The 24,214-nt window shown below is 40.3% G+C and carries 20 protein-coding genes and 1 tRNA gene; 4 read left to right on the top strand and 17 right to left on the bottom strand.

Annotation, left to right across the window (positions count from 1 at the left end; all coding sequences use genetic code 11):
* Nucleotides 1-19 precede the first annotated feature (19 nt).
* The 3 genes from clpB to rluD all read right to left on the bottom strand — a co-directional run bounded on the left by clpB (nt 20) and on the right by rluD (nt 4,401).
* A complete protein-coding gene (gene clpB / locus AN393_RS02035) occupies nt 20-2,596 on the bottom strand; it encodes an ATP-dependent chaperone ClpB (RefSeq protein WP_055017178.1) in 2,577 nt (858 codons plus the stop codon).
* Between the two features lie 96 nt (nt 2,597-2,692).
* Nucleotides 2,693-3,424 (bottom strand): peptidoglycan editing factor PgeF, encoded by a 732-nt coding sequence (gene pgeF / locus AN393_RS02030; RefSeq protein WP_055014043.1) that lies wholly within the window; start codon nt 3,422-3,424, stop codon nt 2,693-2,695.
* The gene (gene rluD / locus AN393_RS02025) at nt 3,424-4,401 is read right to left on the bottom strand and encodes a 23S rRNA pseudouridine(1911/1915/1917) synthase RluD (protein ID WP_055014044.1); all 978 of its coding nucleotides are present in this window, start codon (nt 4,399-4,401) and stop codon (nt 3,424-3,426) included. Before rluD ends, pgeF begins: the two co-directional genes overlap by 1 nt.
* A 141-nt stretch (nt 4,402-4,542) precedes the next feature.
* Between rluD and AN393_RS02020 the strand changes: the two genes are divergently transcribed.
* Nucleotides 4,543-5,307: an outer membrane protein assembly factor BamD gene (locus AN393_RS02020; protein ID WP_055017177.1), complete on the top strand. Its 765-nt coding sequence runs from the start codon at nt 4,543-4,545 to the stop codon at nt 5,305-5,307.
* Between the two features lie 267 nt (nt 5,308-5,574).
* Here the strand turns inward: AN393_RS02020 and AN393_RS02015 are convergent, their stop codons facing one another.
* A complete protein-coding gene (locus AN393_RS02015; protein ID WP_055014046.1) occupies nt 5,575-7,797 on the bottom strand; it encodes a TonB-dependent receptor in 2,223 nt (740 codons plus the stop codon).
* A gap of 412 nt (nt 7,798-8,209) precedes the next feature.
* Here AN393_RS02015 and AN393_RS02010 point away from each other — a divergent pair, with 412 nt between their 5' ends.
* Nucleotides 8,210-8,800, top strand: coding sequence for a LuxR C-terminal-related transcriptional regulator (locus tag AN393_RS02010; RefSeq protein WP_055017176.1), 591 nt, complete (start codon nt 8,210-8,212; stop codon nt 8,798-8,800).
* Here the strand turns inward: AN393_RS02010 and AN393_RS02005 are convergent.
* The 6 genes from AN393_RS02005 to AN393_RS01980 are packed head-to-tail and all read right to left on the bottom strand — an operon-like array spanning nt 8,790 to nt 14,516.
* Nucleotides 8,790-9,635, bottom strand: coding sequence for a hypothetical protein (locus tag AN393_RS02005; RefSeq protein WP_055017175.1), 846 nt, complete (start codon nt 9,633-9,635; stop codon nt 8,790-8,792). The two genes, AN393_RS02010 and AN393_RS02005, sit on opposite strands and share 11 nt — an antisense overlap.
* Nucleotides 9,625-12,036, bottom strand: coding sequence for a fimbria/pilus outer membrane usher protein (locus tag AN393_RS02000; protein WP_055017174.1), 2,412 nt, complete (start codon nt 12,034-12,036; stop codon nt 9,625-9,627). The genes AN393_RS02005 and AN393_RS02000 overlap by 11 nt, the downstream gene beginning before the upstream one ends.
* Complete coding sequence (locus AN393_RS01995) at nt 12,033-12,761, bottom strand: hypothetical protein (protein ID WP_235576181.1); 729 nt, start codon at nt 12,759-12,761, stop codon at nt 12,033-12,035. The genes AN393_RS02000 and AN393_RS01995 overlap by 4 nt, the downstream gene beginning before the upstream one ends.
* On the bottom strand, nt 12,761-13,459 hold the full coding sequence (locus AN393_RS01990; RefSeq protein ID WP_055017173.1) for a molecular chaperone: 699 nt from the start codon (nt 13,457-13,459) through the stop codon (nt 12,761-12,763). The genes AN393_RS01995 and AN393_RS01990 overlap by 1 nt, the downstream gene beginning before the upstream one ends.
* 54 nt (nt 13,460-13,513) lie before the next feature.
* Complete coding sequence (locus AN393_RS01985; RefSeq protein WP_055017172.1) at nt 13,514-13,990, bottom strand: hypothetical protein; 477 nt, start codon at nt 13,988-13,990, stop codon at nt 13,514-13,516.
* A 55-nt stretch (nt 13,991-14,045) separates the two neighbouring features.
* Complete coding sequence (locus AN393_RS01980) at nt 14,046-14,516, bottom strand: hypothetical protein (protein ID WP_055014132.1); 471 nt, start codon at nt 14,514-14,516, stop codon at nt 14,046-14,048.
* 514 nt (nt 14,517-15,030) lie between these two features.
* Here AN393_RS01980 and AN393_RS01975 point away from each other — a divergent pair.
* On the top strand, nt 15,031-16,179 hold the full coding sequence (locus AN393_RS01975; RefSeq protein WP_055017171.1) for a porin: 1,149 nt from the start codon (nt 15,031-15,033) through the stop codon (nt 16,177-16,179).
* A 12-nt stretch (nt 16,180-16,191) separates the two neighbouring features.
* The gene (locus AN393_RS01970; protein ID WP_055014053.1) at nt 16,192-16,599 is read left to right on the top strand and encodes a hypothetical protein; all 408 of its coding nucleotides are present in this window, start codon (nt 16,192-16,194) and stop codon (nt 16,597-16,599) included.
* Nucleotides 16,600-16,823: 224 nt separating this feature from the next.
* Here AN393_RS01970 and AN393_RS01965 read toward each other — a convergent pair whose 3' ends face one another.
* The 7 genes from AN393_RS01965 to ftsH form a co-directional block, all read right to left on the bottom strand.
* Nucleotides 16,824-18,449 carry a methyl-accepting chemotaxis protein gene (locus AN393_RS01965; RefSeq protein WP_055017170.1) on the bottom strand — a complete coding sequence of 542 codons (1,626 nt, stop codon included), beginning with the start codon at nt 18,447-18,449 and terminating at the stop codon, nt 16,824-16,826.
* 209 nt (nt 18,450-18,658) lie between these two features.
* Nucleotides 18,659-18,743: transfer RNA gene (locus tag AN393_RS01960), tRNA-Leu, on the bottom strand.
* An 81-nt stretch (nt 18,744-18,824) separates the two neighbouring features.
* Nucleotides 18,825-19,172, bottom strand: coding sequence for a preprotein translocase subunit SecG (gene secG / locus AN393_RS01955; protein WP_004587340.1), 348 nt, complete (start codon nt 19,170-19,172; stop codon nt 18,825-18,827).
* A 1-nt stretch (nt 19,173) separates the two neighbouring features.
* Nucleotides 19,174-19,923 (bottom strand): triose-phosphate isomerase, encoded by a 750-nt coding sequence (gene tpiA / locus AN393_RS01950; protein WP_055017169.1) that lies wholly within the window; start codon nt 19,921-19,923, stop codon nt 19,174-19,176.
* Between the two features lie 80 nt (nt 19,924-20,003).
* The gene (gene glmM, locus AN393_RS01945) at nt 20,004-21,344 is read right to left on the bottom strand and encodes a phosphoglucosamine mutase (RefSeq protein WP_055017168.1); all 1,341 of its coding nucleotides are present in this window, start codon (nt 21,342-21,344) and stop codon (nt 20,004-20,006) included.
* Nucleotides 21,344-22,189, bottom strand: a complete 846-nt coding sequence (folP, locus tag AN393_RS01940) for a dihydropteroate synthase (protein WP_055017167.1) — start codon at nt 22,187-22,189, stop codon at nt 21,344-21,346. Before folP ends, glmM begins: the two co-directional genes overlap by 1 nt.
* A 70-nt stretch (nt 22,190-22,259) precedes the next feature.
* Nucleotides 22,260-24,203 carry an ATP-dependent zinc metalloprotease FtsH gene (gene ftsH, locus AN393_RS01935; RefSeq protein WP_055017285.1) on the bottom strand — a complete coding sequence of 648 codons (1,944 nt, stop codon included), beginning with the start codon at nt 24,201-24,203 and terminating at the stop codon, nt 22,260-22,262.
* Nucleotides 24,204-24,214 lie beyond the last annotated feature (11 nt).

Below are 24,214 nucleotides of genomic sequence, written 5' to 3'. Positions count from 1 at the left end.
GGCTTATTGTGCGCCTATATTAGCGTTTTGAAAAAATCAGGCCTTGCTCGTTTGCATCTATCACAACAATATCGCCAGGGTTATAATCGCCCCCTAATAGTTGCTGCGCCAGTGGGTTTTCGATTGTTTGCTGAATAGCTCGTTTTAATGGCCGAGCACCGTAAACAGGGTCGAACCCGCTGGAGGCAATTTTTTCAAGCGCCGCATCACTGATCTCTAATAAGTAGCCCATTTCTGTTAAACGCTCACGCAATTTAACAAGCTGAATATCGGCAATTTCTTTAATATGCTCATTGGCAAGTGGATGAAATACGACGGTTTCATCAATACGGTTTATAAATTCTGGCCTAAATTCGTTAACGAGCACATTCATAACCTTGCTCTTAAGCGTTGCGTAGTCGTTTGTGCCCGCTTGCTCTTGAATAATGTCTGAGCCTAAATTTGAGGTCATAATAATAACCGTATTTTTAAAATCAACCGTGCGTCCTTGCCCATCAGTAAGGCGGCCATCATCGAGTACTTGCAATAAAATATTAAATACATCGGGATGCGCTTTTTCTATTTCGTCAAGCAAAATGACAGAGTAAGGCTTACGGCGAACGGCTTCGGTTAAATAGCCGCCTTCTTCGTAACCAACATAACCGGGAGGTGCGCCCACTAAACGTGCTACAGCGTGTTTTTCCATAAACTCAGACATATCGATACGCACCATGGCATCTTCTGTATCAAACATAAAACCTGCAAGCGCTTTAGTAAGCTCTGTTTTACCCACCCCAGTTGGCCCTAAGAATAAAAACGAACCTATGGGCCGATTAGGATCGGCCAGCCCTGCACGAGAGCGGCGTATCGCATTTGCTACTGCAACAACTGCCTCATCCTGCCCTATCACTTTGCTGTGTAGTTGCTCTTCCATTTTTAACAGCTTTTCTCGCTCACCTTGCAACATGCGCGATACTGGGATCCCAGTCCAACGAGAGAGTATTTCTGCAATTTCGTCTTCGCCTACTTGGTTTTTTAGTAAGCTCATTTCTTGCATTTCAGCTTGCGAGGCTAAATCAAGTTTTCGCTCAAGCTCTGGTATTCTTCCGTATTGCAGCTCCGACATGCGCTGTAAATCGCTTGCTCGGCGGGCAACCTCTAAATCAAGGCGCGCTTGTTCAAGCTCAGCTTTAATTACTTGCGTGCCTTGTAACGAAGCTTTTTCTGCATTCCATACTTCATCAAGCTCTCGATATTGCGCTTCTAAATCGGTAATAAGCTGCTGCATTTCGCTGCGCCGCTTTTGGCTTGCATCGTCTTTTTCTTTGGCTAAAGCGTTATCTTCAAGTTTTAATTGAATAATACGGCGCTCAAGCTTATCTAAAGACTCAGGCTTTGAATCTATTTGCAGACGAATTGACGAGCCAGCCTCATCAATTAAATCAATGGCTTTGTCGGGTAACTGTCGGTCGCTAATATAGCGATGCGATAAATGCGCAGCAGCAACAATGGCCGGGTCGGTAATATCCACCGAATGATGTAACTCATAGCGCTCTTTTAAGCCGCGTAAAATGGCAATCGTATCTTCAACTGAGGGCTCTTCAACCAATACTTTTTGAAAACGACGCTCAAGTGCAGCATCTTTTTCTATGTATTGACGGTACTCATCAAGCGTAGTGGCGCCCACACAGTGTAGCTCGCCTCGAGCCAGCGCTGGCTTTAACATGTTGCCAGCGTCCATAGCGCCGTCGGTTTTACCGGCGCCCACCATGGTATGAATTTCATCAATAAACAAAATCACTTGGCCTTCTTCTTTGGCCAGTTCGTTGAGCACCGATTTTAAACGCTCTTCAAATTCACCGCGGTATTTAGCACCCGCCACCAGCGCGCCTAAATCTAACGATAAAACACGCTTACTTTTTAGGCCCTCTGGCACTTCCCCATTTATAATGCGCTGGGCTAACCCCTCTGCAATGGCGGTTTTACCTACTCCAGGCTCACCAATAAGCACGGGGTTATTTTTGGTACGGCGCTGCAAAACTTGAATAGTGCGGCGAATTTCGTCATCGCGCCCAATAACGGGGTCGAGCTTACCTTGCTCTGCGCGCTCGGTTAAATCAATGGTGTATTTTTCAAGTGCTTGTCGGGTTTCTTCGGCGTTAGGGTCATCGACCTTTTGGCCACCGCGAATTGCTTTTATGGCGCTTTCTATTTTAGTTGCGGTAATATTAAGCGCTCTAAAAATATCACCTAAAGGGCCTTTGTCGTCACAGGCCGCTAATACAAATAATTCGCTCGAAATATACTTATCTTTGCGCTTTTGCGCGTACTTATCACATAAGTTAATAAGCGAAGCCATGTTATTAGAAAGCTGTACGTCGCCCCCTACTCCTTCAACTTTAAACAGCTTTTCTATTTCTTGAGAAAGCTTGGTGTTGAGCTCATCCGCACTCACGCCTGCTTGAGCAAGCAAAGCACGCACACTAGAGCCATTTTGCTGTAAAAGCGCATACATTAAATGTACAGGTTCAATAAATTGATGATCGCGCCCTAATGCTAGCGACTGAGCATCTGAAAGCGCAGATTGAAATTTACTTGTGAATCTATCTAGACGCATGAGGGTTTACCTATTTAATAAACTAATTGCTTAATAAATGGGTATGTTAATAGAATTGTTCAAGGTGTTAAGATGAATATTGTGGGGAAATAGTGTTTATTTGCGCCAGATCAAACTTGCCATGCGCCCTGTTTTGCCCTCTCGCCGATAAGAGAAAAACAGTGACCGCTGAGAAACAGTACAATAATCGCCTCCACTAATATTTATAACGCCTAATTGCTCAAGTTCAATGCGAGCGATTAAGTAAATGTCGCACAAATATTTTTTATTGCTTTGCAATTTAAACGCCTCTTTAAACAGCGGGGATTTTGCAATAAACCGCGAAGCGACCTCGTCGCCAACTTCAAATCGCTCAGCACCAATAGCAGGCCCAAGCCACGCATATATTTGCATACTAGGCGCGCTAAAACAGGCAAGCGTATTTTTTATGATCCCTTTTTCGAGACCACGCCAACCACCATGCACTGCTGCAACTTCGCGGCCATCATGGCTTGCAAGCAAAATAGGTAGGCAATCTGCACTCATAATAGCAAGAGGCTGATTTTTAACTTGGGTATACAACGCATCAGCAGTGTGTAATGTTTGAAAGTCAAAATCTGCATCAACACAGAGCACATCAGCACTGTGCACTTGATTAAGCCAAAGTGCCGGTTTTGGAAGGGATTGCTCTACCAAAGCACGGTTTTTTAGCACGTGCTCTGGAGTATCATCAACATGTAAGCCTAGATTTAAGCTGTTAAAAGGCGGCTTTGACACGCCGCCTTCTCGGGTGGTACTGCACGTACCTACCGAGGTTAAATTAGGCCATGGTGCTGACAAAAAAGTCATTAATACTCTATGTCAGGGTTAGCTTTTGTATCTTCTCTAAGCGCCTGAGTCATTGCCACCATGTCATCTGGAATAGGCGCTTGCCAGGTCATCATTTCTCCCGTAATAGGGTGCGCAATACTTAATTTTACTGCATGTAAAGCTTGGCGATTAAATGTACGTAACATTTCAAATAGCTCTGGCGTAGCACCTTTAGGTGGACGAGGACGGCCGCCGTAGGCTCTATCACCAATTAACGGGTGGTTTATATACGCCATATGAACACGAATTTGGTGTGTACGCCCGGTTTCTAGGCGGAGGCGTAAACGTGTATGAGCACGGAATTTTTCAGCAACACGGTAATGTGTAATGGCAGGCTTACCCATTTCGTGAACTGCCATGTGTGTACGCTGCGTAGGATGGCGGCCAATCGGCTTTTCAACCATGCCACCTGCTGTCATAGTGCCATTACATAGAGCTTCGTATTCACGCGTAAAGTTTTCACGTTTTTGCAGTGCTTTAACTAGATGTGTTTGCGCCTGAATAGTTTTAGCCACCACCATTAAGCCTGTGGTGTCTTTATCTAGACGGTGCACAATACCAGCACGCGGTACGTTAATAATATCCGGAAAATGATGTAACAATGCATTTAACACTGTGCCATCTGGGTTACCTGCACCAGGGTGAACGACTAGGCCCATGGGTTTGTTGATAACCAAAATATCGTCATCTTCATAAACAATGTTTAATTTGATATCTTGTGCTTCGTATTCGCGTGGTGCTTCAATGCTGGTTTCAACATTTACAACTTCACCTCCGAGTAGTTTTTCTCGCGGCGTGTTATAGATTTCACCGTCAACGGTGATTTTATCATCCAATATCCATGTTTTTATACGTGAACGTGAATAATCAGGGAACAATTGCGCTAATACTTGGTCTAGACGTTTACCACCTAACTCGGTAGGAACCTCGGCTTGAAGTGAAATTTGTTCTGACATTAGTAACTTTACCCAATTTACCAGTGCAAGCTGTGCCTGACTGGGTTAGAATCGCTTTTAATAAAAGCATAATATAATACGCATAGTTTACTCGGTTTTACCGCCGTGGCCTAGCCGAAGACATCGAAGGTAACAAATAAAATGATAAATAAAATAGGGAAACGTGCATTCGCCATTGTTTTTTCAGCTTCTGTACTTACTTTAGGGGCCTGTTCTTCTGCGCCTGACCAAGAAGATATCCAACGCGTTCCTAACAAATCTGCACACGCTTTGTATGAAGATGCAAAACAAACACTTGACTCTGGTTTATACGCCCGAGCAATTGAGTTATTAACCGCTATTGATTCACGCTACCCATTTGGGCCTTTCTCAAAGCAAGTACAAATGGATTTAGTGTATGCCCATTACCAATCAGGTAATACAGAACAAGCATTAGCGACTATCGACCGCTTTATTCGTTTAAACCCAAATCACAAAGATTTAGATTACATGTACTACATGCGTGGTTTGGTTAATATTAAAGCTGATAAAAATGCCTTCCAAGAGTATTTTGGCATAGACAGAGCTGACCGCGATGCCAACCGTACCCGTGTAGCATTTACCGATTTATCAACGCTTGTAAAACGCTTTCCAAAAAGTGATTACGCACCAGAGGCTAAACGTCGCTTAGTGTGGCTATTAAACCGCATGGCGCGCTACGAGCTAAAAGTAGCAAACTACTATTACGAACGTGAAGCTTACCTAGCGGCCGCTAATCGTGGTAAGTACGTTGTTGAGCATTACTCGCAAAGCAGCTATTTAGATCCAGCCCTTGAGATGATGGAAAAAAGCTACGAAAAGCTTGGCTTGAAAGACTTAAGTGAGCACGCAAGACTAACGCGTGAATACAATAAGTCGAATAAATAAGTTTGATAGCGGTTTTTAATCAAACCTAAATTGTTTAAAGCCCTCACTGAGGGCTTTTTTATTACCTAAAAACAAGGTTACCTGATGCTAATAGTGCTTTATATTACTTAGTGGTTACTTCGCACCACACAGGGTATATCAATAGCACAGCACTACACGCTTGTTACAAAGAGGTTCAGCATGTGGCCCCAAGCTTGACTTTTTACTGGCGCAAAAGAAAAAAAAGGTAAGCCTAAGCTTACCTTTTGTTTAACTCATTGTAGGTTATTAAAGTTCAAAGTCTTTTTTGAATTTTAAACCAAACTCGCTACGGTCATTACTGCGCATTACACCAACAAAACCTGACTGCTGCAAACGACCTACATCGTAAACCTCATTTAATACGTTTTCACCGTATAAGGTTACTTCCATATCGCCATACGGGTTAGTGTAAGAAATATTAAAACCAACTAACTCACGTGAATCGATAGTTTCACTTTCATTGTAAACTGACTGGCCTTGCATTTCGCTTCTGTAAGAATAGTTAGCATTAAATGCAACGGTTGCACCGCTATCTAAATCCATAAAGTAAGAAGGGGCTACCATTACAGTCCAACGTGGCGTTAATGCTGGCGAATCACCTTTACCAATACCTTGTACGCCTGCATCTACTTCTGTAATTTCAGAATCTAAGTAACCGACAGAGCTGCGAATTGTAAAATCGTCTGTAATGGCAACAGTGGTTTCAAGCTCAATACCTTGCGCTTTAGACTCACCGGCATTTTCAACAATCGTTACAAAACCACCGCCTGCAGTAGGGTCTGAAAATGGTAAAGCAAGGTCAGTATAATCTGTTACAAATACAGCCAACATCATAGACACATTTTCGTGTACTTGGCCTTTTAAGCCCATTTCGTAGTTAATCGCTTTGGTTTCATCAAACGATACAAACTGATCTGGGCCACCAAAAGGACGCGGAGGGAAGCCACCGGTTTGGTATCCTTTTTGAATTTGACCATATACATTCATGTTATTGCTGATTTGATACGATGCGTTTACATCCCACGTTACAGCGTCAAACTCTGCACTTACGTATTTACGTTCAGCAAATGTAGGGAAAATCGCATCGGCATCTTTCTCATCTTTTGAATAACGAAGTCCACCGCCAATACTTAAATCATCTGTTAAATCATAACTTGTATTAAAGTATACAGCGTATGAGTTTGTTTCTTGGTTAATTTCAAATTCGCCATAACCACCAAATGACGGTGTAACACCATCGTTTAATAAACTATTTGGTGTATTAAATGGGCTAAATACAAATGGACCTGAACGTGTAAAGCCATCCTCATTAAAGAAATAAAGGCCTGATACAAAGTCCATATTGTCATAGGTAGCATTTAGTTGAATTTCAAACGAGTATTGGTCTGCACCACCCTCTTCTGGGAACTCAGATAAATTAAGTGGTGACGCATCATCATCAAGTCCACCTTCGTATTCAGAAGTACGGTAACTTGAAATAAATTTAGCCGTGTACGTATCATCAATTGCCCAATCAGCGGTAAATGACGTCCCCCACCCTGAGTAAGAGGTAGACTCAATACCCGCAACAGTAGTGCCTAAATCATCTGGGTCAGAAGGAATTAGGTCCTGTGTTAATAGTGGGAAGTCACCATTAAATACATCGTTTGCATCAAGCGGCTCAGTTAACTCAATAGTGTAAGGTGATTGACCTGATTCGTTATCAACACCGTCAAGTGAAAAAGTTAACGCTAAATCACTAGTAGCCTGCCATTTAAGGGCTACGCGACCACTAAACTCTTCTTCTTCACCAATTTCTTTTTCTGGGTTAGCTAAATTAACTGCTTCACCCACACCGTCGCGTGTTTTGTAAGATGCACTTGCAGACATGCTCACGTCATCAGTCAACGAGTTATTAAAGTAAACATCGCCCGCAATACGTCCGCGGCTACCAATTTTAGCCGAGGTTGTAACAATCCCTTCGTCACCGGGCTGCTTAGTAATTACATTTACTGCGCCACCTAATGTATTACGACCATATAATGTACCTTGTGGACCACGAAGAACTTCAACACGCTCTACATTTGGTAACGATAAGTTTGACCCCATTTGACGGCCTAAGTAAACACCATCTAAATAAACACCGACACCCGGATCGGTTGTAATTATGTGATCTTGCAGACCAATACCTCGAATAAACACAGAGGCATGCGCCGCATTACCTACACCGTAGCGAGTAATATTTAAGTTTGGAACGTATTTACCAATATCTTCTAGGTTACTCATATTGGCTTTATCAATTAAGTTTGCACCAATAGATGTGATAGCGGTTGGAGATTCAAACAAGCTCTCTGTACGTTTACGAGCTGTAACTTCGATTTTTTCAAACGCGTCTTGTTTTGCTGTTGTTTTAACTTCTTCAGCATTTACAGAGGTAGTGAGTGCAGCAACAATTGCTAGGCTTAACTGTGAGAGTTTGCGTAGTTTCAAAATATTCTCCAAAGGATACCGTATAATTTAATTATGCGAACTTATTGGCTAAGGCAATAAGTTTTGGGCATAAAAAAAGACGCTTAATAGCATCTTTCCTCTGGAAGGGCATTATATTACATATTTGTGAAGAAATGTATAAAACTTTTCATTTAGTAAACATAAAAGTACTAATTAATTATAACTTTTGATTTTTATTGGATAACTTACGTGAAAAAACTCCCTCTATAAAATGTAGGCGCTGCTATTTTTTATATTAACTATGCTACCTCTGCTGTTCACATACAAAGCCTTCATTATTCCATAAAATACACCAATCTACGCTAGCTATAGCTTATCGGACTATGCACTATGATTGATATTAACCAAAAATAGCAATATAGTATTACTATTGCATCTATGGACAGAAATTATGGATATTAAAAATACTCCAATACACTATATAAAGTGCTTTAATAGTCCAGACTATACTTCACTTTTCTGTGTAGCAGCTAACTACAATATTTTATTAGTTAATTACCAAGCACTTAACGTAATAACGACCTATGAACTTATCAACAAGTTTATGCAGGACAACGGATATAAAAGTTTAGTTATATTTGATGTACCTAAAAATAGTGACGTATTAGCTTTAAAAGAATGGCCTAATTTAAAGGGCCTTTTCTATGAAAGTTCAGATGATTCACTTTTTCAACAAGGTCTTGAAGCCATTGAACAAGGTAAACTTTGGTTTCCACGTGATGTCACTGACAGCTGGATGAGGCAAATGTTAGCCTCTGAACAACAAACCACCTTGCAATCTAGTAATCTCACTTGTAAGGAAATTAAAGTATTAAATTTGCTTTTCTCCGGTTTACACTCTAGCGCCATTGCAGATAGTCTATTCATTAGTGAAGCCACTGTAAGAGTGCATTTACATAAAATTTATCAAAAAATATCTGTAAAAAATAAGCAACAAGCATTACTTTGGTGTCAAAAAAACCTAAGCAAAGTCAATAGTTAAGCGGGCTTATTTGAAAGCGTATTACATCTGAATACTCACCAGCAGCTTGACGTGTAAAGTCCTCCAACTGAATACTAAGCGGTATAAAAAACTCCGTCTGCCCAGAGTAAGAGAAGTTTAAACTTGCAGGCTTTGCTAAGTTAATTTCTTCTGCGCCTAACTGCAATGTATAGTTAATACCGTATTTAGTACTATAAATAGCATGTATTAAACGACTTTTATTTTCTGAAGCTACATTAAGTTGGACATCAGTGTTGGTTACTATTTGTAGACTGGGTAACATTGAATAGGTTTGTGCAGGCTTTAACTCCCCCAAATAAACTGTGTTAGAAAAAGTGTTATAGCCTAATAAAGATAAACTAGTGCGTGGTTGGATGTTCGTTTCAATTTCAATCTCTTTCTCATCCATAATTTGTTTACTTTCGTCATAGAGAATCAACTGAAGCCTATCATTGTAGTTCCCCGCTTTCACGGGGGTCCCTGCAGGTATTACCAAGCTAATATCAACTACGTTATTGCTTAATTTCACATGACTAATTGTCCTGCTTAATAACTGGTTTTCTAATAGAATTTGATAATCGATAACTTGAGAGTTACTTTTGAAGTAGCCTTGATTTTGAGAAGAAATACCAAAATACAAGGTGCAACCCGCTGTATTTACTGTACTTATACGAATTACTTTCTCAGCATCGACTCGTGATCTTATGTTGTAAAAAGACAAGTCATCAAACAAATATTCAACTTCACCAATACTTGCATCACACTGAGCATTAACTCTACAAGCTAAAGATAGTGTAAATATACTTATTGCTAAATACACAATTTTAATGAACATAAATAACCCCTTTTCTTTGAAGTTGTTCTGCATCACGAACGTCTATAAAAAATTTAGTATTGTCTTTATTTTGCAAGGTTACTTCATAGCGGCAAGGAGCAAGACCTGTTATAGCAAAGCGGCCTCGCTTATTTGTGAAAAAGGTATACTCTTTACCAGATGCATCACTTGAACAAGTGGCCTTTCCAACCATTAAAGCTAAGGGAGCCTCGTCCTTGCTTCGAAGAGTTGCAATAACAGAAATATTTGCTGCAGTGCCAATTATTGCTTTGTGCCCAGTTTTATACTGCGGGTAAAAACTGAGCATGCCAGAGCCTATGTCATAGCCAGGAGCTAAATCATCAATATCAACAGGAATGTTTATGCTGTCATATGAGCTCAAGTCATTAAGCAATATAGTTTTAAAGTCGCTGTTATCGGCTCTATACTCGTCCTCAACTCGGCCTAATGTAATTACTTTATTTTCTAAGCTTTTATGGGCGTTAACGAGTGCAAAACTATCGTATATAGGTTTTCCGAATGCCCACGTATCGTCTGCAAAAGCGACGCTCGATGCTACACTTAAACGACTTTGATGATAAGCAGAACGGGCATTTAAATCTTTGTAAAAACTTGCATGCTCTAGGTTAGCAGCAAAACGATTTGCGTTATATTGCATGTTTAGATCAAAGATAGTTTTATTTAAATCATTATTTTCGAGCCCTGCTCGTAAGTTCAACGCACCAACAAACCGTTGGTTACTATCTTGAGTAAACTCTAGTCTTGTTTTGTCACGTTTGGAGCGATGAGATAATTTAATCCTGTGCTGATTATTGAATTTATAGGTCAATGACAAGCTGAGCCCCCACTGCTTTTCACCTCTTAAGTCATCCCATTGCGCGCCAGCTGTATACCTCCACTGACTGTTAGCTAAGTCTCCTGAAATATTTAAACCCATAGATTGATCAAATTGTTCACCCTCATGATCACGAGAGATGTTTGCAAAGAAAGATGCTAATGTCCTACTGTTAACATAGTAGCTATAACTTGCTTGCGCATAATGCTCTGTGTAACGGTTATTGAACGCTTCCTGGGTCCTAAACCCCAAAGCTGTAAAGTATCTTGAAGTGTATTCATAACCAAACGTAAACTCACTTCCTAGGTTGCTCATATTATAGCTACTATAAATTGTACGATAGGCATAACCTTGGTGTTTAGCGAAGCTAAGTGCCCCCTCAAAAGCCAGCTGACCCACCTTAGCAGCATAAATTTGTTTAGTGCCTATTTGCTGAGCGTATTTATCTCCTTGGACTGTAAAGCCTGCAGTCCAACTTGGAGTGAGACCATAATCTAGGTAAGCACTAAGGAAGGGGGCATTTTCCTCATATTTGAGCCTATCGCCAGCTTGCGCAGGTACACCTAAGTGAATTTCATATTCAAGCTGTCCTTTAGCAAATAAATCTAAACCAGTTGCAACATCAAAGTTTACATAGCGAACAACGCCTGCTATATCAGTAATTTTTAGAAAAATATTATTACTACCTTCGCTTATAGGTATATCATCTAAAGAATAAATGCCCGCAACTAAATTAAGACGCTGAATAATACGGCCATCTACATATACCTCCACACTTGAAGGACTTTGCAGGGTAAAGCTTTGTGAAGCAGTCGGTCTTATAGGCCTATCTGATAATAGAGAAAAGTCATGTGCGAGTGAAAAGCCCAATAAACGAGAGGAATTTTGAAAATAGCCACCTGAACTAAAGTTATCTCCAATAGAAAGGCGCATACCTAAGTTTGGTAAATCATGAATTAACCGAGTGCCCCGGCGTTTAAAAATTGAAGAGGAAGGCTGAGATATTTTGTTATATTCAAGCTCATTTTCTACCACCCAGCCTTGCCAACTAGCCACGATTTCGGAGCGTAACGCGTATTGCTCTTGAATTTGCTGCTGTTCTTGATCATCTTGATGAACATAGCTTGCATAAGCGTTGACAAACCCACTGGCTTTTGCTGGTTCAATAGCCTTTAATTTTTTTCTACGTTTTTGCGCACTTAATTTTTGAGGACGAGTTAACTCTACTGGAACAATAATATCCAAGCTAAAATCACTCATATCAAATACAACACTAAAACCCAATTCTTTTAGTGAAGTTACCGCTAATGAACTACCTTTTAACACCTTGAACAGTTCCTCCTCTTTTTCTTCAAGTAATACTTGGCGAAAATGAGGCTCTAACTCATTCCACTTTAAAAAAAGTGCATCATCTTTATCGACTTTAAGTAAAACCTGACCGATTGGACTTTTATTCAGTTGAGCAGACACATTAAGCTCAATTGTCCTGTTAGAAGGATTAATTTTTGAAAACACAGTAAGTGGAAAAAAGAACATAGCGAATAAAAACGCAGCTGTAATTTTCATTGCACTAAATCTAAACTTAAATGCTCCACCTTGCCTCTTTCAATATTTTCTGGGAGCTTAATTTTTATGGTTTGTGTAGCATACGGCGCAAAAAAAACATCGTATCCATTTTCTAATAAAGCTTGCTTTTCAAACGTAGTCACAACTGATTTATTAGTAGTCACTTTAACTTCGTAATCCCTGAGACGAGTTGCGCCTCTTCCTTCATTTTTTACTTGAGTTAAAAGCTCCCCACTTTCAATTGTTGATGTGAGTATTTTTAATTTTGGTAAATACTCATCCATGTGCACGTGAACAACTAAATTTACATTCATTAATATTTTAAGTTGCGAGGTATCACTATCGATATTAGAAGCCAAAGGCTGCTCAACTAAACTTACTTGATAGCTTTTATCATATTTCGGAAAACTCTCGGCAATCCACCTAAATTGAATTTTCTGGCCTTGCCCCTCTTGTAAAAATAAAGAGGGAGGAAAGACCCATAACGGGGAGTCTTCCAGCTTTTTTAAAGATGGGTTGGTTGTGGAAAAATCAATTTCGTGTACTTCAATATCAAATGCAATTTCTCTGGGTAATTGATTATAAACCAGACTAGATGGTATTTTTGAAGGCTCCTGCGGGGATAGTGTAACCACCATAGGTGTTACTTCAAGTGCATCAACCGAAATAGTAATACTCCAAATTAATATTACTAAACATCGACTGAGCCACTGAATACTAGACATTAGAATACAACCTCTAGCTGACTATCATCAGCTTGAAATTCTTTAGGTATCGATATTGCAATATTACTTTTTGAATTGGGTAGTAGAATTTTCCCTGAAAGAGCTTTGCTTAGCTCCATACCTTCTAAAGTTAATACTTTACCTTTAGATTTAATATTCCATTGACCTTTAGAAAGACGTAAGTATTTATTCCCTCGATTCTCTAACGACACACTCCATTTATTTTCTGCTAATTGTTTTTTTTCTTTAACTATAAGGTTAGCTTTAGCATTTTCAGGCACAACATTAAATAGGGTTCTAAAACTAAGTGACATACCAACCCCAGACTGCGCATTATCATTTAGATCTACCGACACTTGTTCTACGGTAATTCTGTACGACTTGGAATGTTTAATAATAGGCTCCCCGATATATCTAACGATAATCGATTGACTATTTCCAGGTGGGATGATTGTTGTCATAGGAATAATTAAAAAATCGTCTTCATTTTCCTCTAAAGACTCGACTCCTGTATCACTTATACTCATATTATATGCAGAAACATCGATAGTTAACGGTTTATCTGACGGGTTAATAATGCGAAGCGTCTGCTGTGATTGACTACCCTGAGAGCTAAGATCAGCTACCATTGGCCTCACTTGAAAGGCGTTAGCCGAAAAAGAAAACAAACAGAATATTAATATAAGTAAAGCATGCATAGAATTCCCTCCTAAATAAAGGCAGTGGTTATTCACTGCCTTTTTAATTTAACTTTAGTTTGCTGTCACTGTTAGCATTAATGTATCTGCATACGTACCAGCATATACAGGTGCTTGAGTAACTTCTAAATCAATCATCCCTGCTACGCCTGTAGTTGCTAAAGTATTACTTCCGCCACTGCTTTGAAATGCACTTTGATCATTCGTTCCATTCTCGGCTGACAAAGTAAAGTCATATGGGCCTGCTGTTAAATGAGCAGTGTATCCTACACCTCTGTCTTCATGATCAGCGTTTTGAAGGTGCCCTTCAGAAGTAGTTAACGTAAGTGTTGCACCATCTACATCATTACATTTCAAATCAAAGTTAACTGTTTTTGTATTGCCTAGAGCAAGTGCTGGAAAGTAATGAGTTGTTGCGATATTGCTTACTTCACATATAGACTCAACTGCACCACCTACGTTTAAGTTTTCTGCTAATGCTGAACCTGAAGATAGTGCCGCGATTGCTGATATTGCGATTAGTTTATTCATTGTTATATTCCTTATCCATGTGACATATAGTTTGTTATGTTTAATAAATGTGCGCTTAAAGCACCCCACCTGATACTACTGATGGTGTCATTTCTATGCGGATCACATCCTGGTAACTTCCTGCATAGATTAAGGGGTCATCTAGAGTTAACTGAATCTGAGCAACACTATCAAAAATAATTTCATTAATATCAAAACTGTAGGTCGATTTGATTGCCTGTGCCGATACAGACACAACATTTTTGGCACCTTCCAGTGACCAGTTAATATTATATGAACTTATTTTATTGCTTTGCTCATGACTTAATCCGCCATTGAGAGATTGCATTGATATTCGCATTGGCGAATTACAGTTAATTACTAATGTTGTATTAGCAATGCCATTAGAAGAAAACGCTAGGTTATTACTTTGTGGAGTAAATTCACACACTGGAGCGATATAGCCCAGCAATGTAATACTTACCTCATCGTTACTATATGCATTGGATGCAAAGCAACATAATACTAACCATGTTAGCCTCTTCATCATTGCCACTTCCTTTGAACTACCTTGCTGATACAGGGGTAATGTTAAGCTAAAATTCAGGTTTAGGAAGTTGTTATTTGATTACAAAACAAGAAGGTGAACTAAATAAATAATGTGAATATATAGCGCCTATTATAAACATTTGAGTGGCTATGAACCTTTAGAGGTAATCATATTGTGACTATCTTTCTCTTTAAGTCCGCTGTAGCGCTATGTTTAGTGTTTATAAACTATTAAAATATAAAACAAATCAAGCATAAACAGCAAAATAAACAGTAATTACTATTTCCTAAATCATTAGCTAAACAAACTCAATAAATTTAAAAGTTTTTTAACTTTAATAAAATCAATAACTTCGTTCTAGTAAAAACCCATGAGTTAACAATTGTAAACTCGAAATAAACTAAATTCTCAGTTCTTTTTTAACTAACTAGCTAAAATTATTAGATAAATACTAAATTCACTTCTATAATCCCCCTGAAATCAACATCTAAATAACAAATAGGAAATACATATGAAAAAGCTATCTGTAGCAGTAGCAATATGTGCCGCACTTGCAACAAGCGCTGCAAGCGCTGAAGTTCGTATAAATGGTTTTGCATCTATAGTAGGTGGTAAAACCCTAGACAGTGATCAGACTTTATACGGATATGATGATGACATCTCTTTTAAAAACGAGAGCAAGTTCGCCTTACAACTCTCTGCTGATCTTCAAGAAAAACTGACTGCGACAGCGCAAATTATTGCGCGTGGAGAAGATGACTTTGACGCAACATTTGAATGGGCATATGTTACCTATGAATACAGCGATGAACTGCAATTAAGCGCGGGTAAAATGCGTGTTCCTTTTTACAAATACTCAGACTTTTTAGACGTTGGCTATGCTTATCGTTGGGTTCGTCCACCGCGTTCTGTATACGGTATTCCATTTTCTACGTATGAAGGACTTAGCGTAGTATATAACAGCCAATTAGGTGACTGGGATTCTACATTACAAGGGTTTTATGGCGCTTTTGATGGCGATATAGATGTATTTGGAAATGAGCTACCTGCAGAATTGAATAACTTAGGTGGTATTAACTGGAGCGTTTCTTACGACTGGTTTAGCGCAAGAGCTGCATACATTGTGGCCGACACTAGCATTTCTATAGATAACAGTGATTCAAGTAACTTAAGTGCCCTAAATGGTATTATTGATGTACTTAATGCAAGCGGTTTAAGCAGCACAGCGAACGACCTTATCACTGACGAAGATGAAACAACTTTTTTCGGGATTGGTTTCTCTGTTGACTATGATAACTTTTTATTTGATGCCGAATATACTCAGTTTGAAGTCGAGGGAAGTATTTTGGCTGAGCAATCACAATACTATGCCTCAGCTGGCTACCGTATAGATAATGTTATTGTTCATGTAACTTATGAAAAAAATGATGATGAACATGATTCATCACGCTTTAATACACTCGAATCAATTCCATTATTAAATACAAACGTAAACCTCGCCCTTGATAGCATGCGAGCAGAGAGTAACGTATACACCATTGGCGCGCGCTATGACTTCCACCCTTCAGCTGCATTTAAAATTGATTTTAGTCGATTTGACGATGACGTAACGAACCTTGAAACTGATGTAGTAGCTGTTGGCGTTGACTTAGTATTCTAATTGGAGCGAAATATGAAAAAATTAATCCTAGCAAGTGTACTGTCGCTATGTACGTTTAGCGCCTCAGCTGAAGTAGCGGTGATAGTAAACCCAGGCAATGCAAGTGCACTTGATGCCGATACAATTAAAAAGATTTACCTAGGAAAAGCAAAATCATTTGCTAACGGTAATAAAGTTAGCCCTGTTACTCAAAATGGTACCGCTGTGGCTGATGAATTCAATTCTAAAGTAGTTGGTAAATCAAGCAGCCAATTAAATGCCTATTGGTCAAAACTTGTTTTTACAGGTAAAGGTACACCACCAGAAAAATTTGATTCTGACCAGGCTGTTATTGATTTTGTTGCTAGTAATGGCGACTCAATTGGTTACATAGATAGCAGCAAGGCAACAGATAAAGTTAAGGTAGTTGCTACGTTTTAAGTGCGGTCGCTAGATATAAAAAACCACCGATTAGGTGGTTTTTTTATATCTAAATATTATGGCTATATACTAATATGCTTAAACAAATGAGCAGTTATGTGGCGGACAAGTGTGTAGATAGCGAGGCAAAAAAACGTTATTTAGTTGCTCTAAATAACGTTTTTTGAATGCAACTAGCGCTTGGCTTAGCCTCTAAAATGATTAAGTATTATTACAGATTAATATTACTCAATTTTAAACTTCGCAGTCGCATCTAATAGGTTATCTGAAAGGTAGTGCAGGTTTTTCGCTACATCCCTTACCGCCGCGAGTGAGTCCATTGTATCTTCAAACGATTCATGCATATTCGTCACATTTTCTACAACCATCGCAGCAACGGATGTTTGCTCCTCTGTAGCAGCGGCAATTTGTGAATTCATACCATTTATTTCTAGCATTTGCTCTGCAATTTTTTCTATCGACACACCAGTTTTCTCTGCGGCTGTTGCATTATCTGTGGCCATATCTCGCGCAGATGTCATCGCCGTTACCGACTCATTTGCAGCCTCAGTCAATGTGCTCAGTAACTCACGAATTTCATTTGTAGAGTGGGCAGTACGTGATGCAAGCTCTCTTACTTCATCTGCAACCACAGCAAAACCGCGACCATGCTCACCCGCACGGGCCGCTTCTATAGCAGCATTTAGAGCTAATAAATTAGTTTGCTCAGCAATAGATGTAATTACATTAAGGATTTGAGACACATTTTTTGTATCATCCGCTAGCTTATTAATTGTCGAAGCTGCTTGATTTATTTCATCACTCAACGTTCGTGAGGCGCTGACTGACATTTGAACTTGAGTTCTGCTTTGCTCTACCTCTTTTTCTGCGGTTTGCGCTGCATTTGATGCACTTGCCGCTGATTGAGAAATATCACCCACACTTTGCTTCATTTCTTCCATAGACTGTTTAACCACCTCAGCCTCAGTTGTTTGCTTTGTGGTTGCGCGCTCAGCCTGCTCCATACCTTGCACTAAGCGAGTTGAGTTTTCCATTAGTGGCTCACATACCGCAATTACCTCAAGGACTGTTTTTTTCAGCAGAGCGATAAATGAGTTAAAGTTAATCGATACTTGACCAATTTCATCCTCTGAATTTACGCTCAGATTAGTGCTCAGTGACCCTTTACCATTCGCCAGTAAACTCAGGTTATTAGCCGCATCACTCGCAGAAGCAGCAATACGTTTAGCAATCCAAATAGCCATAAATAGCAGTAAAATTAACGAAACAATAGATACCACTAACATAAGTGTAAGGGCGTGATCAGAACGTTCTTTTGTACTTGCAACTAGCTCAAAGAAACGAGCGTCTGCTTTAGCTTGCGCGGTTTTAAACTTTTCAAGTACATCATTATAAAGGGCTGTTTTTTTCTGCGCTTGTTGTTGGATTTTACTAAAATCGGCTGTCCCATTAACCATACCATTCGCAATGCTGGATGATATTTTTTCGTAATTGGCTAATTGTACTTTTGTATCGCTATGAATATACGACGCGTTTATTTGCTCAACCGCATGTATGTTGTTACTTAGTGCATTGTATGTATCTGCTGCTTTTTCTACTAACTCCTGCTCACCAAAAGTAACAGCTTGCGTATAAAGCTCATCGAGCTTTTCTAAAAGGCTTACATTTGCCGATGTTAATTTAACAACCTGATACGAAGACTTTTCCATTTCATCAAGTGCGATTCTATTATCATTCATTGCAAAGTAATTAATCAAAACGATCGCTAAAAATGCTAGAACCGCAATGCTGGTAATAGCATGAATTTTTTTACTTATGCTGAGGTTTTGAAAAGAGAAGCCTGAAGCCATTGTGTATACCTTATTTTGTTGTCTATATCTATTATCGGCTTATTACCTATAAGTGTTAACTAAATTTGTAATATTTCTAGTTTTTTTTACAAATACAGCGAGTATTCAACAACTGGTAAGCTCAAAAAGGACAAGGTGGTTAATAAGCAAGCAAAGTGAAATTTTTCCATAAAAAAACCAGTAGCATTACTGCTACTGGTTTTATAATTTGGTGCGGATGGGGGGACTTGAACCCCCACGCCCGAAAGCACTACCCCCTCAAGGTAGCGTGTCTACCAATTCCACCACATCCGCATTTTCAAGCTTTCGCTTAGGTGTTAAACTTATTGACTTATTTGAGGAGTATAAGTCGCTTAACGTTAGCTTTACGCTAAATTAGTTTGGTACGTCAGAGCTCTGCTGTTGAGTAACAGGTACATCTTCTTCTGCTGGCGCTACAGTTTCTACTGCAGGTGCCGCTTCAAGGTTTTCCCACTCATCGGTCTTTTTGATTTGACCGGCAGTTAAGTTACCTAACACAATACTTAAAACAAAAAACACTGTTGCTAAGCTTGTTGTTGTTTTGGTCATAAAGTTACCTGCACCTGATGAGCCAAAAACTGTGCCCGAAGCACCGGCGCCAAATGAAGAACCCATGTCCGCGCCTTTACCTTGCTGGATTAAAACCATACCAACTAAAGCTAAAGCAACAACTAAATAAACTACTAATAAAATTTCGTACATCTTATACGGTCCCTTTTGCACTGTTACAGATTGCAGTGAACGAATCTGCTTTTAGACTAGCACCGCCAATAAGGCCGCCGTCTATATCTGGTTGTGCAAATAATAATTCGCTATTTTTTTCGTTAACGCTACCACCATATAAGATGGTAAGCCCTTGTGCTAAATCGCTGTCTAAAGAAGCAATTTTACCACGGATAAATTTATGAACAGCTTGTGCCTGTTCTGGCGATGCAGTCTTACCTGTGCCTATGGCCCAAACGGGCTCGTATGCTATCACAGAATCTTTCAGTGCTGCTACACCTAATTTCTCAATTACCGCATCAATTTGTGCAGCAACTACGTGTTCGGTTTGACCGTTTTCTTGCTCGCTCTCGCTTTCCCCAATACACAAGATTGGTGTTAGTCCTACTTGCTGTGCACGGGCAAATTTTGCGGCTACGGTTGCGTTACTCTCTTTGTAGATACTGCGTCGCTCTGAGTGGCCTACGAGTACGTACTTAGCTCCTAAATCTTTAATAAGCTGAGCATCCACTTCACCGGTAAAGGCGCCTGGGGTATTTTCGCTTAGCGTTTGAGTCCCCGTGGTTACACCGCTTTCAACCAGTGCTGGTACTAATGGGAATGGAGGAAATAAAACAATGTCTATCTCATTTGATTTAACACTGTTAATGGCATCAGACAGTTGAGTAACAAGTTCTAAAGAGCCATTCATTTTCCAGTTGCCTGCGACCATTGCCTTACGTATTGCCATTTTCCACTCCAGATTAGAAAGCGGGCGAGATATTAACTTTTCTCGCCCTAAGTTACAAGAGGTTATTGTTATCAACCAGTTTATTTGCTCATAGATTCGACAACTGCTGCAATTTTTTGCGCACTGTCTATGACTATTTTTTCTTGTTCGGCTTCAACCATAACACGTACTACCGGTTCAGTGCCTGATTTACGAAGTAAAACACGGCCTTTGTCGCCTAAAGCTTGCTCTACTTGCGCAACCGTATCTTGTACTTCTGGTGCTTGTGTGGGATCTGTGCCAGGTGTGTAGCGTACATTAATCATTTTCATTGGGTACTTTGTGAAACCTGCCCCTAAATCTTGTAATGTACGATTTTGAGCCACCATTGCAGCCAATACCTGAAGGCTCGAAATGATACCATCGCCTGTGGTGATTAAATCAAGATTTAATACATGCCCTGAGCTTTCACCACCAATTTTCCAGCCTTTTTGCTGCAGCATTTCCATAACATAACGGTCGCCAACTTTACTGCGTGCAAATTCAATGCCTTTTGCTTTTAATGCATTTTCAAGCCCCATGTTCGACATAACCGTGCCAACAACACCACCACCTAGCATGTGATCTTCAGCCGCTTGGCAGGCAATAATGTAAACTAAATCATCACCGTCAAATACACGACCGTTATGATCAACCATCATTACGCGGTCGCCGTCACCATCGTAAGCAATACCTACATCGGCTTTGTGCTCTAGCACTTTGCGCTTTAACGTATCAACGTGTGTAGCACCACATTCATGGTTTATATTCACCCCATTAGGCTCGCAAGCATGAGTAATCACTTCAGCGCCTAGCTCACGCATCACCGACGGTGCAATATGGTAGGTTGCGCCATTGGCACAATCTAGTACAACTTTTATACCTTCAAGTGATAAACCTTGAGGGAATTGGCTTTTACAAAACTCAATATAGCGCCCATCAGCACTTACTAAGCGCGAGGCTTTACCAAGCTTATCGGAGGCAACACATGTCATTGGTTCATCAAGCATCGCTTCAATTTGTAGCTCAACGTCGTCGTCCAGTTTTAAGCCTTGGCCATTAAAAAACTTAATTCCGTTGTCGTAATAAGGGTTATGCGATGCACTAATTACGATACCCGCTTCGGCCCTAAACGTCTGCGCTAGATAGGCAACTGCAGGCGTCGGCATTGGCCCAAGCAATACAACATCTATTCCTGCGGCGATTAAACCAGCTTCAAGCGCGGTTTCTAACATGTAACCTGAAATACGGGTATCTTTACCTATAATTACTTTTTTTGTTCCACTAAGTGACAAAACTCGGCCAGCGGCCCAGCCTAATTTCATTGCAAACTCAGGGTTAATTGGCGCTGTGCCCACTAAACCACGTACCCCATCGGTACCAAAATATTTTCTTTCGCTCATTATAAAGCTCCTTTTTCGCATGCCTGGAGGACACCAAGCACATCTGCCGTTTCTTTTACATCGTGTACACGAATAATTTTTGCGCCATTTTGCGCGGCAATTAGCGCACCGGCTAAGCTGCCCGCTAATCGCTCATCTGTTTTTCTGTTTAGCAAATTACCTATCATCGACTTGCGTGAAAGACCCGCTAAAAGTGGTAGTTCAAACTTATTAAATGCATTAAATTTAGCCAGTATTTCAAAATTATGCTCAAGGGTTTTACCAAAGCCAAAACCCGGGTCGAGGATAAGTTGCTCTACCTTAATACCCGCTGTTTCGCATGCCTTTATACGCTGCTCAAAAAAATGGTTAATTTGCGCTAATAAGTCAGTATAAGTGGGCGAATTTTGCATTGTGCGGGGCTGCCCTTGCATGTGCATCAAGCACACTGCAACATCAGGGTATTTAGCGAGTGTACTTAGTGCACCTGGTTCTTGCAATGCACGCACATCATTAACTATATCTGCACCTGCTAAAATGCCCTGCTCCATAACCTGCGCTTTACTGGTATCTACCGATATAACACAGTCACTTTTAGCTCTAATGGCTTTTATTGCAGGTATCACACGTTTAAGTTCATCGTCTAAACTAACATCTGGTGCGCCTGGGCGTGTAGATTCACCGCCAATATCAATAATAGTTGCACCCTCATCTAACAACTGCATTGCCTGCCTTACCGCGTGCGCTGTATCTAAAAACTTTCCGCCATCAGAAAATGAATCCGGAGTCACATTTAAAATACCCATCACACATGGTTTTTCTAAATTTAATTTACGCCCGCGGGGAAGGTTTATTGTGTTAGTCATCGCCAACCTTTGAGTTATTTGATACAAAAAAGCCCCGAAGTACGGGGCTTTTAAAACATTATTTTAACGATTATTCAGCTTTATCATCAAGGTTTGTTTCATCTTTTTTCGATGAATCATCCGGTTTTTGGCTTTCATCAACCGGCTTTTCTTGAGGTGCAACTGTTTTAGTTGGCTTATCGTCTAAACGATCATGTGCATCTCGTGGTTCACGCACAGGCTGACGCGCCATTAAATCATCAATTTGTTTAGCATCAATTGTTTCGTATTTCATTAATGCATCTTTCATCGCATGAAGAATATCAATATTTTCTTTTAATATATCTTCTGCTCTTTGATAATTGCGGTCAGAGAATAAGCGTACTTCAGCATCAATGGCTTTAGCTGTTTCATCAGACATGCTCATTGCGCGACCACCGCCGCCGCCCATGTACATCTCGTTTTGATCTTCAGCGTACAGTAACGGACCTAGTTTTTCACTCAAGCCCCACTGCGTTACCATTTTACGTGCAATATCTGTTGCACGCTCAATGTCATTACTCGCACCCGTGGTTACTTTGTCTTCGCCATAAATAAGTGCTTCAGCAATTCGGCCACCGTAAAGGCTAGAAATCATTGACTCTAAAAGCTCTTTAGAATGGCTAACACGGTCCTGTTCAGGTAAGTACATGGTTACACCAAGGGCACGGCCACGTGGAATAATCGACACTTTATAAACTGGGTCGTGCTCTGGCACCATACGGCCAACAATAGCATGCCCTGCTTCATGGTAAGCCGTCATTTCTTTCTCTTGCTCACTCATCACCATGGTCTTGCGCTCTGCACCCATCATGATTTTGTCTTTAGCAGCATCGAATTCAGCCATACTTACAACACGCTTATTACCACGTGCGGCATAAAGTGCAGCTTCGTTTACAAGGTTTGCTAAATCAGCACCAGAGAAACCAGGTGTACCACGTGCAATAACTGCCGCTTCTACGTTATCGCCTAATGGCACTTTACGCATATGTACTTTAAGGATTTGCTCACGGCCACGAATATCAGGTAAGCCAACCACTACTTGACGGTCAAAACGACCAGGACGAAGTAATGCAGGGTCTAGTACGTCAGGGCGGTTAGTTGCCGCTATAACGATAATACCTTCGTTACCTTCAAAACCATCCATTTCGACTAGCATTTGGTTTAGTGTTTGTTCACGTTCGTCGTGTCCACCGCCCATGCCAGCGCCACGCTTACGCCCTACAGCATCAATCTCATCTATAAAGATAATACAAGGTGCAGCCTTTTTAGCTTGTTCAAACATGTCACGTACACGCGATGCACCAACACCAACAAACATTTCAACAAAGTCAGAACCTGAAATCGTGAAAAACGGTACTTTTGCTTCACCGGCTACGGCTTTAGCAAGTAATGTTTTACCCGTACCAGGAGGACCTACCATTAGTACACCCTTAGGAATACTACCACCAAGTTTTTGGAACTTAGAAGGGTCACGTAAAAAGTCTACTAACTCTGTTACGTCGTCTTTTGCTTCATCGCACCCTGCTACATCAGCAAAAGTTGTTTTAACTTGGTCTTCGCTCATCAGGCGAGCTTTGCTTTTACCAAACGACATTGCGCCTTTACCGCCACCGCCTTGCATTTGACGCATGAAGAATATCCACACCCCTATAAGCAGCAACATTGGGAACCAAGAAATAAAAATACTTGCTAAAAACGATTGTTCTTCAGGCTGAACGCCTTTCACGTTTACATCATTTTTAAGTAAATCATTAATTAAGTCTTCATCGTACATTGGCATTGTGGTTTGAAAACGCTCACCACTGCTTTTAGTACCGGTTATATTACCCGTTCCACGGTCAATAATAACTTCTTGTAAAGAGCCGCTACGCACGTCTTTTACAAATTGAGTGTAACTTGTTTGACGATCAACTTGATCGCCACCATTAAAGCTCTGAAATACTGACATTAGCACAACTGCAATAACCAGCCAGAGTATTAGATTTTTCGCCATATCGCTCAAGG

It is taken from the genome of Pseudoalteromonas sp. P1-25 (assembly GCF_001401805.1).
Taxonomy (GTDB): Bacteria; Pseudomonadota; Gammaproteobacteria; order Enterobacterales; family Alteromonadaceae; genus Pseudoalteromonas.
Note: the sequence above shows the minus strand (reverse complement) of the source record. Positions and strands in the feature narration are given on the sequence as shown.

Bases quoted from the DNA above. Each gene is read 5' to 3' on its own strand.
- AN393_RS01990 (WP_055017173.1), bottom strand. From the start codon at position 13,459: ATGCATGCTTTACTTATATTAATATTCTGTTTGTTTTCTTTTTCGGCT.
- rluD (WP_055014044.1), bottom strand. From the start codon at position 4,401: ATGTCAGAACAAATTTCACTTCAAGCCGAGGTTCCTACCGAGTTAGGT.
- folP (WP_055017167.1), bottom strand. From the start codon at position 22,189: ATGACTAACACAATAAACCTTCCCCGCGGGCGTAAATTAAATTTAGAA.
- pgeF (WP_055014043.1), bottom strand. From the start codon at position 3,424: ATGACTTTTTTGTCAGCACCATGGCCTAATTTAACCTCGGTAGGTACG.
- ftsH (WP_055017285.1), bottom strand. From the start codon at position 24,203: ATGGCGAAAAATCTAATACTCTGGCTGGTTATTGCAGTTGTGCTAATG.
- AN393_RS01985 (WP_055017172.1), bottom strand. From the start codon at position 13,990: ATGAATAAACTAATCGCAATATCAGCAATCGCGGCACTATCTTCAGGT.
- AN393_RS01995 (WP_235576181.1), bottom strand. From the start codon at position 12,761: ATGTCTAGTATTCAGTGGCTCAGTCGATGTTTAGTAATATTAATTTGG.
- AN393_RS02010 (WP_055017176.1), top strand. From the start codon at position 8,210: ATGGATATTAAAAATACTCCAATACACTATATAAAGTGCTTTAATAGT.
- AN393_RS01980 (WP_055014132.1), bottom strand. From the start codon at position 14,516: ATGAAGAGGCTAACATGGTTAGTATTATGTTGCTTTGCATCCAATGCA.
- AN393_RS02000 (WP_055017174.1), bottom strand. From the start codon at position 12,036: ATGAAAATTACAGCTGCGTTTTTATTCGCTATGTTCTTTTTTCCACTT.
- tpiA (WP_055017169.1), bottom strand. From the start codon at position 19,923: ATGGCAATACGTAAGGCAATGGTCGCAGGCAACTGGAAAATGAATGGC.
- clpB (WP_055017178.1), bottom strand. From the start codon at position 2,596: ATGCGTCTAGATAGATTCACAAGTAAATTTCAATCTGCGCTTTCAGAT.
- secG (WP_004587340.1), bottom strand. From the start codon at position 19,172: ATGTACGAAATTTTATTAGTAGTTTATTTAGTTGTTGCTTTAGCTTTA.
- AN393_RS01975 (WP_055017171.1), top strand. From the start codon at position 15,031: ATGAAAAAGCTATCTGTAGCAGTAGCAATATGTGCCGCACTTGCAACA.
- AN393_RS02020 (WP_055017177.1), top strand. From the start codon at position 4,543: ATGATAAATAAAATAGGGAAACGTGCATTCGCCATTGTTTTTTCAGCT.
- AN393_RS01970 (WP_055014053.1), top strand. From the start codon at position 16,192: ATGAAAAAATTAATCCTAGCAAGTGTACTGTCGCTATGTACGTTTAGC.
- AN393_RS02005 (WP_055017175.1), bottom strand. From the start codon at position 9,635: ATGTTCATTAAAATTGTGTATTTAGCAATAAGTATATTTACACTATCT.
- glmM (WP_055017168.1), bottom strand. From the start codon at position 21,344: ATGAGCGAAAGAAAATATTTTGGTACCGATGGGGTACGTGGTTTAGTG.
- AN393_RS01965 (WP_055017170.1), bottom strand. From the start codon at position 18,449: ATGGCTTCAGGCTTCTCTTTTCAAAACCTCAGCATAAGTAAAAAAATT.